The organism is Flavobacterium enshiense, from assembly GCF_040750275.1.
GTDB lineage: Bacteria > Bacteroidota > Bacteroidia > Flavobacteriales > Flavobacteriaceae > Flavobacterium > Flavobacterium enshiense_B.
Window position 1 is genome coordinate 117,581 of record NZ_JBDOCV010000001.1, and the last position, 16,832, is coordinate 134,412.

Below are 16,832 nucleotides of genomic sequence, written 5' to 3' on the forward strand. Positions count from 1 at the left end.
TTTATTTACAATAAACAATGATTTTCAATATTTAAAAAAAGTTGTATATTTGCTGCGTTATTTATTACGGAACTAAATAATGAGGGAAGCAGGGCTTCCCTCTTTTTATACAGATTATGACGTTTAAGGAAAAAGTAAAAGAGCTTCTTGATACTGCATTGGCGGAAAGACCGTCACTTTTTCTTATCGATTTTACAATCACGGATGCATACAAAATTATCGTAACTTTAGATGGTGATAACGGTGTGAATCTTCAGGATTGTATCGATGTGAGCAGGGCTATCGAGCATAACCTTGACAGAGAGGAGCAGGATTTTTCACTGGAAGTAGCTTCGGGAGGAGCTGCCAGTCCTTTGAAAATGCCAAGACAGTTCAGGAAGAATATTGGCAGAAAGCTTAAAGTGACCACGGCAACCGAGAAAATCGAGGCGGAAATTACTGGGGCTAATGATGATTTTATTGTTTTGGAATGGTCCGCCAGAGAGCCAAAACAAATCGGAAAAGGAAAAGAAACTGTTCAGAAAAGGGCAGAAATCAAATACGAAGATATTAAAGAAGCAGTTGTTATAATAACATTTTAAATTTAAGAGTTAACATGGAGAATATTGCATTAATCGAGTCGTTTTCAGAATTTAAAGACGACAAACTAATCGATAGAGTTACCTTAATGGCAATTTTAGAAGATGTGTTCAGAAATGCATTGAAGAAAAAATACGGTTCAGACGATAATTTTGATATCATTATCAACCCTGATAAAGGCGATATGGAAATTTGGAGAAACCGTGTGGTGGTTGCCGATGGTGAGGTGGAAGATCCAAACTCTGAAATCTCTTTGTCGGAAGCACGTAAAATCGAGCCTGATTTTGAAGTAGGTGAAGACGTTTCTGAAGAGGTAAAATTAATTCAATTGGGAAGAAGAGCTATTTTGGCGTTGCGTCAGAACCTGATTTCCAAAATCCATGAACATGACAATACTAATCTTTACAAACAGTTTAAAGATCTAATTGGTGAAATATATACAGCGGAAGTACACCACGTACGTCCAAAAGCTGTAATTTTGGTAGACGATGAAGGAAACGAAATCGTGTTGCCGAAAGAAAAACAAATCCCGTCTGACTTTTTCCGCAAAGGTGATAACGTGCGCGGAATTATTGAAAACGTAGAATTGAAAGGGAATAAGCCACAAATCATCATGTCCAGAACGTCTGAGAAATTCCTAGAGAAATTGTTCGAGCAGGAAATTCCGGAAGTATTCGACGGTTTGATTATGATTAAGAAAGTGGTGCGTATTCCGGGTGAAAAAGCAAAAGTAGCTGTGGATTCCTATGATGACAGAATTGATCCGGTAGGAGCTTGTGTGGGAATGAAAGGTTCGCGTATCCACGGTATCGTTCGTGAGTTGGGTAACGAAAATATCGACGTAATCAACTATACAACAAATGCACAGTTGTTTATCACCAGAGCTTTAAGTCCTGCAAAAGTATCTTCGGTTAAAATCGATGAAGATAAAAAAGCGGCTGAAGTGTTTTTAAAATTAGAAGAAGTTTCCAAAGCGATTGGTCGCGGTGGTCACAATATTAAATTGGCAGGTTTGTTAACCGGTTACGAATTGGATGTAATCCGTGAGGGTAATATTGCCGAAGAAGAAGACGACGTAGAATTAACTGAGTTCTCTGATGAAATCGACGGATGGGTAATTGAAGAATTTGCTAAGATTGGTTTGGATACGGCAAGAAGTATTCTAAAACAAGACGTAGCAGATTTGGTAAGAAGAACCGATCTGGAAGAAGAAACCATTTTAGATGTAATGCGAATTTTAAAAGAAGAATTCGAAGACTAATTTATTAGTTAGACACACAACACAACACGCATTAAGGTATTAATAAAAAGATTATATGTCTGAAGAAAGAGTAATAAGAATTAACAAGGTTTTAAGGGAATTAAATATTTCTCTGGATAGAGCTGTGGATTATTTGAAAGAGAAGGGTCATGCCATCGAATCAAGTCCTAATGCTAAAATTTCTAATGAGGAATACTCGATCTTGTGCGGACAATTCTCTGCTGATAAAGGTAAGAAAGTGGCTTCTCTGGAAGTAAGTGAAGAGAAAAAGAAAGAGAAAGAAGCCCTTCGTATCGAAAGAGAAAAAGAGATAGAAGACAAGCGCAAACAAGACGAGGAAAGACAACGTCAGGAAGTGATAAAAGCACGTGCTTCACTTTCAGGCCCTAAAGCGATTGGAAAGATTGATTTAGATCCTAAAAAACCGGAAGCTGAAAAACCTTCTTCAGAAAAAACGGAAAAACCTGTTGCAGAGTCAGTGCCGGCACTAACGGTAGCGGAAGAAAAGCCTGTTGTAGAAGAGGCTCCGAAAGTTGTTGAGAAAGCTGAAGCGGTTGAAAAAGTTGAGAAAGTTGAAAAAATTGAAGCGGTAGAAAAAGCTGAAACTGTTGAGAAAGTGGCAGCGCCAAAAGCTCCTGCAGCAGAAGCGCCAAAAGCCGAACAACCGGCAGAAGACGAAAAGATTACCACGCAGTATCAAAAACTTTCGGGTACAACGTTTACAGGACAAACCATTGACTTGTCACAGTTTAACAAGCCTAAAAAGAAGAAAGAAGACTTCAAAAAAGACGGCAATAAACCGAATCAGGGCGCGGCAGGTCAAAATGCGAATCAGCAAAACCAAGAGAAAAAGAAAAGAAACCGTATACCTGGTAAGCCGGGTCAGCCTGGACAACCAGGTCAAGGTGGAAATAATAACCAAGGGGGTAACAATGCTAACAGACCTGGCGGTAATAAATTTGGAGGCAACAAACCGGGCTTCCAAAAAGGAAACCGTCCTGCTATTGTAGCAAAAGTTGAGCCAACCGAGGAAGAAGTTAAAAACCAAATTAAAGAAACTTTAGAAAGACTTCAAGGTAAAGGAAACAAATCTAAAGCGGCAAAATACAGAAGAGACAAGCGTGATTCCCACCGTCAGAAATCCGACGACGAACAAAGAGCGTTGGAAGAAGGAAGCAAAATACTTAAAGTAACTGAATTTGTTACGGTTGGGGAAATTGCTACCATGATGGATGTGCCTATTACTAAAGTAATCGGAACGTGTATGTCTTTAGGCATCATGGTAACGATGAACCAGCGTTTGGATGCAGAAACCTTGTCTATCGTAGCCGATGAGTTTGGTTACGAAGTGGAATTCATTACTACCGATATCGAAGAAAATATCGAGGTTGTGGAAGACAAACCGGAAGATTTAAAATTCCGTGCACCGATTGTTACCGTAATGGGTCACGTTGACCACGGTAAAACGTCCTTGTTGGACTACATCCGTAAAGCGAATGTTATCGCGGGTGAGTCAGGAGGAATTACCCAGCACATCGGGGCTTATGGAGTGGAGTTGGAAAATGGTCAGGAAATTACCTTCTTAGATACACCGGGTCACGAAGCGTTTACCGCGATGCGTGCGCGTGGTGCACAAGTTACCGATATCGCCATTATTGTGGTAGCTGCCGATGATGACATCATGCCACAAACCAAAGAGGCTATTTCTCACGCACAAGCCGCAGGAGTTCCAATGATCTTCGCCATCAATAAAGTCGATAAACCAAGTGCTAACCCTGAAAAAATTAAGGAACAATTAGCCGGAATGAATTTATTGGTTGAAGATTGGGGTGGAAAATACCAATCACACGATATTTCAGCTAAATTCGGTCAAGGAGTACCGGAATTGTTGGAAAAAGTATTGTTGGAAGCGGAAATCTTAGATTTAAAAGCAAATCCAAATAAACCGGCCGTAGGAACGGTTGTGGAGGCTCAGTTGGACAAAGGTCGTGGTTATGTAACTACTATTTTGGTACAAGCGGGTACTTTGAAAGTTGGGGACTACGTATTGGCAGGTAAAAACCACGGTAAGGTGAAAGCGATGTTTGATGAGCGTGGTAATTCTATAAAAGAAGCTGGTCCGTCAACACCTATTTCGATCTTAGGATTGGACGGAGCACCAACCGCCGGAGATAAATTCAATGTATTCGAAGACGAAAGAGAAGCGAAACAAATTGCGGCTAAGCGTATGCAATTATTACGTGAGCAGTCGGTTCGTACACAGAAACATATTACCCTTGCCGAGATCGGTCGTCGTATTGCTTTAGGTCAGTTTAAAGAATTGAACATTATCCTTAAAGGAGACGTGGACGGTTCGGTGGAAGCCTTATCGGATTCCTTCTCGAAATTATCGACTGAGGAAATCCAGATCCGTATCATCCACAAAGGAGTTGGAGCGATTACCGAGTCTGACGTATTGTTGGCTTCGGCTTCGGATGCGATCATTATCGGATTTAACGTTCGTCCGCAAGGAAATGCGAAACAGTTGGCAGAGAAAGAGGAAATCGATATCCGTCACTATTCGATCATTTACGACGCAATCGACGATTTGAAAGATGCCATGGAAGGTATGTTATCACCGGAATTGAAAGAAGAAATTACCGGTACGGCAGAAGTTCGCGAATTGTTCAAAATCTCGAAAGTAGGAACAATTGCAGGATGTATGGTTACGGATGGTAAAATCTTCCGTAATTCAAGAATTCGTTTAATCCGCGAAGGGGTTGTAATTTATACCGGAGAATTGGCTACGTTGAAACGTTTCAAAGATGACGTGAAAGAAGTTTCCAAAGGTTACGATTGTGGTATGCAGATCAAAAACTACAACGATTTAAGAGAATACGATTTAATCGAAGCTTTCCAGGAAGTGGAGGTGAAGAAAAAATTGAAATAATCGTTCATCAGAATAGAAAAAAGTCCGGCATTTGTCGGACTTTTTTTATGTCTTTCTGTGATAATTTCCTTTTCTTGCGTTATCAAATCGTTACATTAATTTTTATATGATGAATGCTAGGTATTTTGTTGTCTTTTTTTGCTTTTTTGGGATGCACTGCGTTTCTCAAAATTATCGCGATAAAGTTATTCATGAAGCGTTAAATCCTGTACTGGATGTTTTTAAGCCGGTGCCACATGCCGATTATCTCAAGGCAAAAGAGCTGATTCTGAAATTGGATGAAGATTATGGCTATGAAGCAGATTTACATCTGAAGCTTTTAAATTTAAGTTACAAGCATAACGATTTGGATTTCTTTAAAGCGCAACTGTCCCAATTGGTCGAAAGGCATGGTTTTACAATTGCATACATGACAGGGCAGGAGTCTTACGATGATGCTATTTTAAAAGGTGATCTGGCAGCTTGGTTTAAACCGATGTATATTAAGAACCATGCGATCTGGTTGGAGAAGAACTTTGAAAAGCAGTTGGATTTAAAGAAACTGAATGATGCGCGGCTTCGTGACCAGGTAATCAGTTCCTTTGGGGTGAAAATTCATGAGAAAATTAAGGATACTTTGGTTTATCGTCAAATTACGGATATTCAAAACGAAATGCTTTTCAATGTTGTTACCGACGTATATAAGATTTCACGGAAATATGACTTGTTTCCCAATGGAAAAAATTTTGGTCTTGTGCAGCAGGATTTCTCCTTGACGATGCAACGTAATTTTATGATGAAAAGTAATCTGGAGCGAACCTGGATCCTCTTTGAACCTTATTTAAGAAAAGGTTATCTTAAGCATGATCTGGATTATGGTTTTTTTAAAAAATATGATATTTATTCTTATGCGGTAACCGGTTATCAGAAATACGGATTGGCAACAGTTGGCGATTTACCGGCTTATTTTACCGACGAGAGAGAGCAGCTTAAAGAAATTCCGGTGCAGAATGCTTTTTTTGCAGATAAAACCAAGCGGGAAATGGGTTGGTAAGACATTTGAAAACCTCCATTTTGATATGTGCATTTGATGAATTCGGATTTAGTCTTTTTTTTTTTTTTTTTTTGAATTGTAATATGTTGTAAATCAGTCTTATAACTGTTTAAAAATTCATAACTTTACTAGTTAAATTATAGTTATTGATATTGGGAGTTAAATGTAGTGTCATGAAATCAAAAATTGCTATTTACGAAACACATAATGAAGCAGTGGATGCTATTAAGGTGTTAAATGACCATGACTTTCCCATGAAAAATGTTTCGCTCATAGGAACCGCAGAAGTAATTGATGACCATATTCATGTCAGAACATCGGATGTGGTACAAAAAGCCCCTGCAGTAATCGGTATGGGTGCGGGAACTGTTATTGGTCTGCTTTCAGGTATCGGGGTTTTTGCAATCCCTGGTTTTGGATTTCTTTACGGTGCGGGTGCTTTAGTAGGTGCCATTGCCGGATTTGACTTAGGAATTGTTACGGGCGGTCTGATATCTTTTTTTTCCTATTTAGGGATAAAAGAAGACGAAGTTGTGCAATATGAGGAGCATCTGAAAGAAGGAAAATTTATTGTAGTGGTGAACGGTTCCCTTGAAGAGGTAGAAAGAGCTGAACATATTTTACATACAGAAGGTGCTCATCTTGAGTTGTTAGATTGATAAACATAAATTCAATAAAAAAAGCCAGCTTTTGCTGGCTTTTTTTATTGAATACTGTATGCTGTTTTCTTGTTACCTTTCAAAGCATGCGACTATAATTGCGACAGACTTATTAGTGTTGGATTCCGGATTTATTTATTTGGGCGAATCAGTAGTGCGTTGGGGTATTTTTTTAAAACTTCTTTATAGTTGCGTTCGGCTTCTATTCGTGTTTTAAATGTGCCTACCCATACCTTAAAGGAAGGGTTTGAATAAATAATGGTACCGTCAAGATTTTTGTATTCTTTTCTAAATGCAGATAAGGTTTTTTTGGCTTCTTCATTGGTGCCGTAAAAAATCTGAATTTTGTATCGGTCGTTAACCGTGATGGATGAATTAATTTTTCTTTTTTCGTTTAAAAGACTTTCAAATTTAGGGTCCTGTACAATGTTAAATTTTCCGGTTTGTGAAAATGATTTTTGGCTTATTAGAGCGCTCAGCGCAATACAGCAGAAGAGGGTGTGGGTTGTTAAAAATCTCATAATGAACTATGTTTAGAGCAAAAGTACGATTAATATGATAATCGTAAAAGGGAATATTTATTTAGAATTGGTATAAATTACAATTTAAGACAAATTTAAGGTTTTGATAATAACGCATAAGTCGTATTTTTGTCCGAGTTTATAAATAGGGTGTGTTTTCATTGATACGAAAATCATACCAAATTTAGTCGATAATCATTTTTAATTATGAAAAACGTGGGTAACCATAACTCGATTTCTAAAAAATTATTGTTCAGTCTGGCGCTGGTTTTGTCGCTTTCGCTGAATATTTTTGCGCAAGATCCTGCTGCGGCAGCTCCTGCGGCCCCTGCAGCCGGTGCTGGTGATCCAGTAGCGGGAAAGGCAATTTTTAATGCTAATTGTGCGGCTTGTCATAAGCTTGATGCAAAAATGACGGGGCCTGCGCTTCGTGGTGTTGCTGAAAAATACGACAAGGCCTGGATGTACAAATGGATTAAAAACAGTGGGGAGCTAATCAAATCCGGTGATGCTCAGGCAATCAAGGTTTTTGAAGAAAATGGCAAAGTAGCGATGACTGCTTTTCCGCAATTATCTGATGCAGATATTGATAATATTTTAGCGTATACTTCGCAACCAAAAGAGGAAGCGCCTGCGGCAGCAGTAGCGGCCACTGGAGGAGCTGCACAAGAAGGTGGTGTATCCAACAACTTGATTTTGGGAGTGTTGGCAGTTGTTTTGGCAATGTTGGTGGCAATGTTGTTCTTTGTTAAGAATGTACTTAACAAAATTGCAGCGGCTAACGGAGTTGAAGTTCCTGTAAAAGAAAAATCACTGCCGTTGTGGAAAGCGTTTGCTAAAAACCAGTTTTTGGTATTGACTTCAACTATTGTAATGATTTTGATCGGGATGTATTTTATCTACGGGTATTTAATGCAAATCGGTGTGGATCAGAACTATGAGCCAATTCAGCCAATACATTTCTCGCACAAAATTCATGCTGGTGATAATAAAATCGATTGTAAATATTGTCACTCTTCGGCTCGTGTAAGTAAAACTTCCGGGATTCCTTCTTTGAATGTTTGTATGAACTGTCACAAGAATATCAATGAGTTTGCTGGTGATAAAGATTCAACGTATGTGGAGTATTCTAAGGAATTCTACACAGCTGAGATTCAAAAATTATACGATGCAGTAGGTTGGGATAAGACCGCTCAGAAATATACAGGTAAAGTAAAACCGGTTAAATGGGTGCGTGTTCATAATCTTCCTGATTTTGTGTACTTCAACCACTCACAACACGTTACGGTTGCGGGAGTAGAGTGTCAGAAATGTCACGGTCCTGTGGAGACTATGGAAATTATGAGACAACATTCTCCGTTAACAATGGGATGGTGTGTGGAATGTCACAAAGAAACCAATGTTAAAGTGGAAGGTAATGACTATTACAAGAAAATTCACGAAGAACTTTCTAAAAAGTACGGTGTAGACCAATTAACGGCTGCGCAAATGGGAGGTTTAGAGTGTGGTAAGTGTCACTATTAATAATTAATAAGAAGCTAATATCTATATACAATGGCATCAAACAAAAAATACTGGAAAAGTGTTGAGGAGCTAAACGAAAATAGCTCTATTGTTGAGACGCTAAGAAACAATGAATTTGTTGAAGAAATTCCAACGGATGAATTCCTTGGAGACACGGCTACCCTGTCAGCTTCCTCAACAACTCGTCGTGACTTTTTGAAATACGTTGGATTCTCTACTGCGGCAGCTTCGTTAGCAGCATGTGAAGGTCCGGTTGTTAAGTCTATTCCTTATGTAGTTCAACCTGAAGAAATCATTCCTGGTGTTGCCGATTACTATGCGACAACAATGATGGATGGTTTTGATTTTGCAAACATCTTAATCAAAACGCGTGAAGGTCGTCCTATCAAGGTTGAAAATAATAATTTGCCAAATGTTAAATTTGGTGCTAATGCAAGAGTTCATGCGTCAGTGTTGTCGTTGTATGACAGCATGCGTTTGAAACAACCTAAGATTGGTGGTAAGGATGCTGCTTGGTCTGAGGTGAATGCTAAAGTAGCTGCGAGTTTGGCAGATGCAAAAGCAAAAGGCGGTCAGGTAGTGTTGTTAACCAATACCATGGCGAGTCCTTCTACAGATAAATTAATTGCAGACTTTATTGCTAAAAACCCGTCAGCTAAACATGTGGTTTATGATGCGGTTTCTTCTTCCACTGCTTTGGATGCATTCCAAATGGTGTATGGAGAAAGAGCTTTGGCAGATTACGATTTCGCAAAAGCAGATGTTATCGTGTCTGTAGGTGCGGATATCTTAGGTGACTGGCAAGGTGGTAGCTATGATTCAGGTTATGCTCAAGGGCGTGTTCCGAAAAACGGAAAAATGTCCAAGCACATCCAAATCGAGGCGAACATGTCTTTGGCGGGTGCTAATGCGGATAAGCGTATTCCATTAACCGTTACAGAGCAAAAGCAGGCTTTAGTAAAAATATATAATGCTATTACAGGTGCTTCAGTAGGTACTGCTAACTTAGGGAAGCAGGAAGAGGCTGTGGTAAAAGCAGCGCAGCAGTTAAAAGCTGCCGGCGCAAAAGGGGTTTTAGTTTCCGGTTTAGATGATGTTAATGCCCAATTATTAGTATTGGCAATCAACAAAGCGCTAAGTTCAGAAGCGTTTAATCCTGCGGCTGCTCGTTTGATCCGTAAAGGAGATAATAAGGCAGTTATGCAATTAGTGGCTGATATGAAAGCGGGTGCAGTTCACACGTTAATCATGAGCGGTGTTAATCCACTTTACACATTGCCGAACGCTGCTGATTTTGCAGCAGGTTTAGGAAAAGTGAAAACATCTGTTTCATTCACACTGCGTGAAGATGAAACAGCTGTTAAAGCTATGATTGCGGCTCCGGTCCCTCATTACTTAGAGGCTTGGGGTGATGTAATGATTACAAAAGGACACTATGCGGTTACACAACCAACTATCCGTCCGTTATTTGATACAAAACAATTCCAGGAAGCTTTATTGGCTTGGACTGGTAATACTACTTCTTATTACGATTATTTAAAAGCGGTTGGAACTTCAATTGCTGCCGGAATGTCATGGAATAAATTAGTACATGATGGTGTTCATACTTTCGAGGCTGGTGTTGCCGGTTCGGGAGCTGCGGACTTCGCAGGGGCAGCAGCAACTTTAGCACAAGCTAAAAATGCAGGGGGATTAGAATTAGTATTGTATACGAAAACCGGTATGGGAGACGGGCAACAAGCTAATAACCCTTGGTTACAGGAATTCCCGGATCCAATCACAAGAGCGTCTTGGGATAACTACGTAACGGTTTCCAAAAAGGATGCTGAAAAATTAGGTTTGGAAAATTATAATGTTGCTAACGGTGGTCTTAACGGAAGCTATGCTACTTTAGAAGTAGGTGGTGTGAAGTTGGAAAATGTTCCGGTGATTATTCAACCGGGTCAGGCTGTTGGAACAATCGGTTTGGCTTTAGGATACGGTCGTAAAGAAGCGATGAAAGCTGAAATGCAGGTTGGGGTTAACGCTTACAAAGTGTATGCTAACTTAAATGCGAACCAAACCGCTAAGTTGACTAAAGGTAATGGCGATCACGAGTTTGCTTGTGTTCAGTTACAAAAAACATTAATGGGTAGAGGTGATATCGTTAAAGAAACTACCCTTGAAATATTCAATACAAAAGATGCTGAAATCTGGAATCCAATTCCAATGGTATCTTTAGATCACCAGGCAACTCCTGCAACAGAAGTTGACTTGTGGGATTCTTTCGACCGTTCTGTTGGTCATCACTTTAATTTATCGATTGATCTGAATGCTTGTACTGGATGTGGGGCTTGTGTTATTGCTTGTCACGCTGAGAACAACGTTCCTGTAGTGGGTAAATCTGAGGTGAGAAGAAGCCGTGATATGCACTGGTTGCGTATCGACCGTTACTATTCTTCGGAAGAAACCTTCAAAGGGGATTTAGATTTGAAAGGAAAAGCATCTGGTTTAATGAACTCTATCGATACCTTTACTGGTATGGAAGATCCGTCAGAGAATCCTCAGGTAGCGTTCCAGCCGGTAATGTGTCAGCACTGTAACCACGCACCATGTGAAACTGTTTGTCCGGTAGCGGCAACATCACACGGTCGTCAGGGTCAGAATCACATGGCTTATAACCGTTGTGTAGGTACTCGTTACTGTGCGAACAACTGTCCTTATAAAGTACGTCGTTTCAACTGGTTCTTGTACAACAAAAACAGTGAGTTCGATTACCACATGAATGATGATTTAGGTCGTATGGTATTGAATCCGGATGTGAACGTTCGTTCTCGTGGAGTTATGGAGAAATGTTCAATGTGTATTCAGATGACACAAGCGACAATCTTGAAAGCGAAACGTGAAGGAAAAGCAGTAGGTAAAGATGAATTCCAAGTAGCATGTTCGGCAGCTTGTACTAGCGGAGCTATGGTGTTTGGAGATGTAAATGATAAGGAGAGTCAAGTAGCCAAATTAGTGGAAGACGAAAGAATGTATCATTTATTAGAGCACATCGGAACCAAACCAAATGTATTCTACCACGTAAAAGTTAGAAATACTTAAGAGTAATAAAATAATTAATAAGAAACAATATAAAGGATTATGTCGTCTCATTACGAAGCACCCATTAGAAAACCTTTAGTTATAGGTGATAAATCTTATCACGATGTAACAGTAGACGTGGCTCGTCCGGTTGAAGGAAGAGCAAACAAACTTTGGTGGACCGTATTCTCCATTGCATTAGCAGCTTTCCTTTGGGGAGCAGGATGTATGGTGTACACCATTTCTACCGGTATCGGAACATGGGGATTAAACAAAACAGTTGGTTGGGCCTGGGATATCACTAACTTCGTTTGGTGGGTAGGTATCGGTCACGCCGGAACTCTTATCTCTGCCGTATTATTATTATTCCGTCAAAAATGGAGAATGGCCATTAACCGTTCTGCAGAGGCGATGACTATCTTCTCGGTAGTCCAGGCAGGTTTGTTCCCGATTATTCACATGGGTCGTCCATGGTTAGGATACTGGGTATTGCCAATTCCAAACCAGTTCGGTTCCTTATGGGTGAACTTTAACTCCCCGTTATTGTGGGACGTATTCGCGATTTCGACGTACCTTTCCGTATCCTTGGTTTTCTGGTGGACAGGTTTATTGCCGGATTTCGCAATGATTCGTGATAGAGCGGTAACACCTTTTAACAAAAGAATTTATTCTATCTTGTCTTTCGGATGGTCAGGTAGAGCTAAGGACTGGCAGCGTTTTGAAGAAGTATCTTTGGTATTGGCTGGTTTAGCAACACCACTTGTACTTTCGGTACACACGATCGTATCCTTTGACTTCGCGACTTCCGTTATTCCGGGGTGGCACACGACAATCCTTCCTCCGTACTTCGTTGCGGGAGCGATCTTCTCAGGATTCGCGATGGTAAACACTTTGCTTATCATCATGAGAAAGGTTTGTAACTTAGAAGATTATATCACCATCCAGCATATCGAATTGATGAACATTGTAATCATGATTACGGGTTCAATCGTAGGATGTGCTTATATCACGGAGCTTTTCGTAGCTTGGTATTCCGGAGTTGAGTATGAGCAGTATGCTTTCTTAAATCGTGCAACGGGACCTTACTGGTGGTCGTACTGGTTGATGATGACGTGTAACGTATTCTCTCCACAGTTCATGTGGTTCAAAAAATTAAGAACCAGCATCATGTTCTCGTTTATCATTTCCTTAGTGGTAAACATCGGTATGTGGTTTGAGCGTTTTGTAATTATCGTTACCTCATTACACAGAGATTACTTACCATCATCTTGGACGATGTTCCAGCCAACATTTGTTGATGCGGGTATCTATATCGGTACAATTGGTTTCTTCTTCGTATTATTCTTATTATATTCAAGAAGTTTCCCTGTAATTGCTCAGGCAGAGGTTAAAACAATTTTGAAAACTTCTGGTGACAACTACAAAAGAGAAAGAGAAAAAGAAGGACATCATTCACACAATCATTAATAGATCATGAGTACGAATAAAGTTATACATGCAATATATACTGATGATGATATTCTGATGGATGCGGTTAAGGCAACCAGAGCTGCTCATCATCATATTGAAGAAGTTTATACACCGTTTCCAGTACACGGTTTGGATAAAGCAATGGGATTGGCGCCAACCCGAATAGCAATTGCATCGTTCATCTACGGGTGTATCGGTTTGACGATTGCCGCTAATTTGTTGAACTATATCATGATATTGGATTGGCCACAAGATATTGGTGGTAAGCCAAGTTTTGCTTTCTATCAGAACATGCCGGCTTTCGTTCCGGTAATGTTTGAGCTTACAGTGTTTTTTGCGGCGCACTTAATGGTTATCACGTTCTATTTAAGAAGTAAATTATGGCCATTTAAACAAGCGGAAAACCCAGATGTTAGAACTACAGATGATCACTTCTTGATGGAAGTGGCACTACATGGAAATGAAGAAGACATGGTTTCTTTCTTTAAAAACACAGGAGCTGTAGAAGTTAAAGTAATTGATAAGCACTAATAGATAATATGAAAGCTTTATATAAAATAGTAGCATTAGTTGGCGTTTCTGTTGTTGCAACATCTTGTTTCGACAAATCAAAACCTAACTATCAGTTCTTTCCGAATATGTACGAATCGGTAGCGTATGAAACCTATTCTCAGTCTTCTGCTTTCAAAGGTGGAAAAGAGGGGTTAAAGCCTGCTGAAGGAACTGTAAAAAGAGGTTTCCAGCCGTATGATGTTCCGAACACACCGGCCGGATATGCTTATGCAAAGACAAATTTAAAATCACCTCTTGATTCTTTGTCTGTTAATCCTGAAAAAGGTACTGAATTGTACAATATCTATTGTGCAATCTGTCACGGTGAAAAAGGAGACGGAAAAGGTAATTTGGTAAAAAGAGAGAAATTCTTGGGTGTACCAAGTTATGCCGACAGAGAAATTACTGAAGGCAGTGTTTTTCATGTTGAAACGTATGGTTTGAATGCCATGGGTTCTCATGCTAACCAGTTAACGCAGGAAGAGCGTTGGTTAGTTGCAAAACATGTAATGACACTAAGAGGAGAATTAAAGAAGTAAAACTCATTTGAAAGTTTAGAATATGTACACATTTTCAAACAAATTAAAAACTTTTGCCTTTATCCTTATGGCTCTTGGGTTGTTAGGATTGGCATATGGTTTTTTAACTGCACCAAAAACTACGGAAGACGTAGAGAAAATATTAGCGGAAAGTCATCATGGTGGACATCATGCAGCTGCTCCGGCTCATGATGCACATGCGGCAGAAACAGCACACGCTGCAACTGCTTCTCATGAAGAAGTTAAAACAGATTCAGCTGCCGTAACGCACACCGTTTCGGATTCAGTTGCTGCTACGGCTCATGATACCACTGCTGCGGTTGCTGCTGTGGCAGATCACACTGATGATGATGCTCATGCTGATAAAGCAGAAGCTCATGATGCACACGCAGAACACCAAAAACACTTAGAGCACGTATTGCACCAATTGCAGAACAAACCTTGGGCTGCTTTGTATGTAGCATGTATCTTCTTTATGTTGATTTCTGTTGGAGTATTGGCATTTTATGCGATCCAATGGGCTGCACAGGCTGGATGGTCACCGGTATTGTTCCGTGTGATGGAAGGAATTACAGCGTATTTGTTGCCAGGTTCTGTTATTTTCTTCTTGTTGTTGGTACTTTCGGGTATGCACATGAACCATTTGTTTACATGGATGGGAGAAGGTGTTACGGATCCTGCGAGTCCAAACTATGATGCTATCATTGCGGGTAAATCAGGATTCTTAAATGTGCCTTTCTTTTTAATTAGAGCTCTTATTTTCTTAGCAGGATGGAACTTGTACCGTTATTACTCAAGAAAGAACTCTTTAGCTCAAGATAATGCATCTGATGATTCTTTCTACAAAAAGAATTTCAAAATGGCTGCCGGATTCTTAGCATTCTTTATCGTTTCGGAATCTATCGCTTCATGGGATTGGATAATGTCTGTGGATCCTCACTGGTACAGTACTTTATTCGGATGGTATGTATTCGCTTCGTTCTTTGTGAGTGGTATTACTACGATTGCCTTTGTAACTTTATATTTAAAATCTAAAGGATATTTGGAATATGTGAATACAAGTCATATCCATGATTTGGCTAAGTTCATGTTTGGTATTTCAGTATTCTGGACATATTTATGGTTTTCTCAATTTATGTTGATGTGGTACTCCAATATTCCAGAGGAAGTTACTTACTTCGTTACCAGAATTGAAAACTATAAGTTGCCGTTCTTTGGAATGGTGGTTATGAACTTTGTGCTTCCTATTCTAATCCTTATCAATACAGACTTCAAACGTCTTACTTGGATTGTTGTTATGGCGGGATTGATTATTCTTACAGGTCACTATATTGATTTCTTCAATATGATCATGCCGGCAACGGTTGGTGACCAGTGGTTTATTGGTGCGGCTGAAATTGGAGCCTTGATGTTCTTCTTAGGATTGTTTATTTTTGTGGTATTCTCGGCTCTTACTAAAGCTCCGTTATTAGCAAAACGTAATCCGTTGATTGAAGAAAGTAAACATTTTCATTATTAATATTTAAAGTAATAAACAAATGACAAGTTTATTGGTACTTTTAGTAGTAGTTTTATTAGGGGTTGCCGTTTGGCAATTGACTAAGATATTTGACTTGACCCAAATCGGAGCAAAAAATTCAGACGATTCTGAAATTGCAACCGATAAGGATAATAATATTAATGGTTATTTAATGTTTGCCTTCTTGGTTTTCATTTACCTAACCACTATTTATTGCTGCGTGAAATTTGGTGATTTACCATTGATGAGTAACTCAGCTTCAGAACATGGCCCTGATTACGATCGTTTGATGTGGATTTCCATGATTCTTATCTTTATTGTTCAGACGATTACTCAGGCTTTATTGCACTATTTTGCATTCAAGTACAGAGGTAAGCAAGGAAACAAAGCGCTTTATTTTGCCGATAACGACAAATTGGAGTTCATTTGGACAATTATCCCTGTGATTGTTTTGGCAGGTTTGATTCTTTATGGATTGTACGCTTGGACTAATATCATGTTTGTGGATGAAAAAGAAGGTGATCCGATTTTTGTGGAGCTTTATGCTAAGCAATTTAGTTGGGAAGCACGTTATGCTGGTGAAGATGGTGTTTTAGGTAAAGCAAACGTTCGCTATATTGAAGGTGTTAATACTTTAGGTGTTGACTTGTCGGATCCGAATGCACAGGATGACAAACAGGTGCAGGAATTGCATTTGCCGGTAGGTCGAAAAATTATTTTCAAAATGCGCTCTCAGGATGTATTGCACTCAGCTTACATGCCTCACTTCCGTGCGCAAATGAACTGTGTGCCGGGTATGGTAACGCAATTCTCTTTCACACCGACCATGACGACGGATCAAATGCGTCAATTGCCGGAGATGATGGATAAAGTTGCCAGAATCAACAAGATAAGAGCTAAAAACAGTGTTGCTTTGGTTGCTGAAGGAAAAACTGCTTTAGAGCCGTATACATTCGATTACTTATTATTGTGTAATAAAATTTGCGGAGCGTCACACTTTAACATGCAAATGAAAATTGTTGTGGAAAGTGAAGCGGATTACAAAAAATGGTTAAGTGAAAAAGCTACTTTGAGTAAAACAGTTAAAGAGGCAGCAGCTTCTGAAACTCCGGCAGCAGCTGAAGGAGCTGCACCGGTTGCAGATTCTGCAAAAGCAATAGCTCAGGTAGTAAAATAATAACGT

General features: G+C 39.6%; 13 protein-coding genes. 12 read left to right on the forward strand and 1 reads right to left on the reverse strand.

What is annotated here, in order from left to right; all coding sequences use genetic code 11:
- Positions 1-116: 116 nt before the first annotated feature.
- The 5 genes from rimP to ABGT15_RS00630 all read left to right on the forward strand — a co-directional run bounded on the left by rimP (position 117) and on the right by ABGT15_RS00630 (position 6,461).
- Complete coding sequence (rimP, locus tag ABGT15_RS00610) at positions 117-581, forward strand: ribosome assembly cofactor RimP (protein WP_367229481.1); 465 nt, start codon at positions 117-119, stop codon at positions 579-581.
- Between the two features lie 14 nt (positions 582-595).
- Positions 596-1,840, forward strand: a complete 1,245-nt coding sequence (nusA, locus tag ABGT15_RS00615) for a transcription termination factor NusA (protein WP_367229482.1) — start codon at positions 596-598, stop codon at positions 1,838-1,840.
- Positions 1,841-1,895: 55 nt separating this feature from the next.
- A complete protein-coding gene (gene infB, locus ABGT15_RS00620; RefSeq protein ID WP_367229483.1) occupies positions 1,896-4,769 on the forward strand; it encodes a translation initiation factor IF-2 in 2,874 nt (957 codons plus the stop codon).
- Between the two features lie 151 nt (positions 4,770-4,920).
- The gene (locus ABGT15_RS00625; RefSeq protein WP_367229484.1) at positions 4,921-5,802 is read left to right on the forward strand and encodes a hypothetical protein; all 882 of its coding nucleotides are present in this window, start codon (positions 4,921-4,923) and stop codon (positions 5,800-5,802) included.
- A 152-nt stretch (positions 5,803-5,954) separates the two neighbouring features.
- Positions 5,955-6,461 carry a hypothetical protein gene (locus tag ABGT15_RS00630; RefSeq protein WP_367229485.1) on the forward strand — a complete coding sequence of 169 codons (507 nt, stop codon included), beginning with the start codon at positions 5,955-5,957 and terminating at the stop codon, positions 6,459-6,461.
- A gap of 131 nt (positions 6,462-6,592) precedes the next feature.
- Here ABGT15_RS00630 and ABGT15_RS00635 read toward each other — a convergent pair whose 3' ends face one another.
- Positions 6,593-6,982, reverse strand: a complete 390-nt coding sequence (locus tag ABGT15_RS00635; protein WP_367229486.1) for an SPOR domain-containing protein — start codon at positions 6,980-6,982, stop codon at positions 6,593-6,595.
- A gap of 207 nt (positions 6,983-7,189) precedes the next feature.
- On the opposite strand from ABGT15_RS00635, the gene ABGT15_RS00640 reads away from it, so the two are divergent.
- Genes ABGT15_RS00640 through ABGT15_RS00670 form a run of 7 tightly spaced genes read left to right on the forward strand, consistent with a single transcriptional unit; the run spans position 7,190 to position 16,826 of the window.
- Complete coding sequence (locus ABGT15_RS00640; RefSeq protein ID WP_367229487.1) at positions 7,190-8,506, forward strand: c-type cytochrome; 1,317 nt, start codon at positions 7,190-7,192, stop codon at positions 8,504-8,506.
- Between the two features lie 30 nt (positions 8,507-8,536).
- Positions 8,537-11,590, forward strand: a complete 3,054-nt coding sequence (locus tag ABGT15_RS00645; RefSeq protein WP_367229488.1) for a TAT-variant-translocated molybdopterin oxidoreductase — start codon at positions 8,537-8,539, stop codon at positions 11,588-11,590.
- A gap of 39 nt (positions 11,591-11,629) precedes the next feature.
- On the forward strand, positions 11,630-13,036 hold the full coding sequence (gene nrfD, locus ABGT15_RS00650) for an NrfD/PsrC family molybdoenzyme membrane anchor subunit (protein WP_367229489.1): 1,407 nt from the start codon (positions 11,630-11,632) through the stop codon (positions 13,034-13,036).
- Positions 13,037-13,042: 6 nt separating this feature from the next.
- Positions 13,043-13,570 carry a DUF3341 domain-containing protein gene (locus tag ABGT15_RS00655; RefSeq protein ID WP_367229490.1) on the forward strand — a complete coding sequence of 176 codons (528 nt, stop codon included), beginning with the start codon at positions 13,043-13,045 and terminating at the stop codon, positions 13,568-13,570.
- 8 nt (positions 13,571-13,578) lie between these two features.
- Entirely contained in the window at positions 13,579-14,130 is a 552-nt protein-coding gene (locus ABGT15_RS00660) for a c-type cytochrome (protein ID WP_367229491.1), read from the forward strand.
- A 22-nt stretch (positions 14,131-14,152) separates the two neighbouring features.
- Complete coding sequence (locus tag ABGT15_RS00665) at positions 14,153-15,649, forward strand: quinol:cytochrome C oxidoreductase (RefSeq protein WP_367229492.1); 1,497 nt, start codon at positions 14,153-14,155, stop codon at positions 15,647-15,649.
- A gap of 19 nt (positions 15,650-15,668) precedes the next feature.
- On the forward strand, positions 15,669-16,826 hold the full coding sequence (locus tag ABGT15_RS00670; protein ID WP_367229493.1) for a cytochrome c oxidase subunit II: 1,158 nt from the start codon (positions 15,669-15,671) through the stop codon (positions 16,824-16,826).
- Positions 16,827-16,832: the final 6 nt, after the last annotated feature.

Bases quoted from the DNA above. Each gene is read 5' to 3' on its own strand.
- rimP (WP_367229481.1), top strand. From the start codon at position 117: ATGACGTTTAAGGAAAAAGTAAAAGAGCTTCTTGATACTGCATTGGCG.
- nusA (WP_367229482.1), top strand. From the start codon at position 596: ATGGAGAATATTGCATTAATCGAGTCGTTTTCAGAATTTAAAGACGAC.
- infB (WP_367229483.1), top strand. From the start codon at position 1,896: ATGTCTGAAGAAAGAGTAATAAGAATTAACAAGGTTTTAAGGGAATTA.
- ABGT15_RS00625 (WP_367229484.1), top strand. From the start codon at position 4,921: ATGCACTGCGTTTCTCAAAATTATCGCGATAAAGTTATTCATGAAGCG.
- ABGT15_RS00635 (WP_367229486.1), bottom strand. From the start codon at position 6,982: ATGAGATTTTTAACAACCCACACCCTCTTCTGCTGTATTGCGCTGAGC.
- ABGT15_RS00640 (WP_367229487.1), top strand. From the start codon at position 7,190: ATGAAAAACGTGGGTAACCATAACTCGATTTCTAAAAAATTATTGTTC.
- ABGT15_RS00645 (WP_367229488.1), top strand. From the start codon at position 8,537: ATGGCATCAAACAAAAAATACTGGAAAAGTGTTGAGGAGCTAAACGAA.
- nrfD (WP_367229489.1), top strand. From the start codon at position 11,630: ATGTCGTCTCATTACGAAGCACCCATTAGAAAACCTTTAGTTATAGGT.
- ABGT15_RS00655 (WP_367229490.1), top strand. From the start codon at position 13,043: ATGAGTACGAATAAAGTTATACATGCAATATATACTGATGATGATATT.
- ABGT15_RS00660 (WP_367229491.1), top strand. From the start codon at position 13,579: ATGAAAGCTTTATATAAAATAGTAGCATTAGTTGGCGTTTCTGTTGTT.
- ABGT15_RS00665 (WP_367229492.1), top strand. From the start codon at position 14,153: ATGTACACATTTTCAAACAAATTAAAAACTTTTGCCTTTATCCTTATG.
- ABGT15_RS00670 (WP_367229493.1), top strand. From the start codon at position 15,669: ATGACAAGTTTATTGGTACTTTTAGTAGTAGTTTTATTAGGGGTTGCC.